Consider the following 228-nt stretch of genomic DNA (forward strand, 5'->3'; position numbering starts at 1 on the left):
CAGAAATCAACATTCGAACTGAATGTTCATTTCTAAGTTCTGACAAGTGACTGCGTACGGCGAAAGTGGTGGAGCCAAGCGGGATCGAACCGCTGACCTCCTGCGTGCAAGGCAGGCGCTCTCCCAGCTGAGCTATGGCCCCGCATATTGGTAGGTCTGGGCAGATTTGAACTGCCGACCTCACCCTTATCAGGGGTGCGCTCTAACCAACTGAGCTACAGACCTATA

General features: G+C 53.5%; 2 tRNA genes. Both read right to left on the minus strand.

What is annotated here, in order from left to right:
* Positions 1-66: 66 nt before the first annotated feature.
* Positions 67-142: transfer RNA gene (locus FQ668_RS28440), tRNA-Ala, on the minus strand.
* Positions 143-148: 6 nt separating this feature from the next.
* Positions 149-225, minus strand: a tRNA-Ile gene (locus tag FQ668_RS28445).
* Between the last annotated feature and the right edge of the window lie 3 nt (positions 226-228).

Source organism: Pseudomonas sp. Kh14 (assembly GCF_900291005.1).
In the GTDB taxonomy this organism is placed as follows: domain Bacteria; phylum Pseudomonadota; class Gammaproteobacteria; order Pseudomonadales; family Pseudomonadaceae; genus Aquipseudomonas; species Aquipseudomonas alloputida.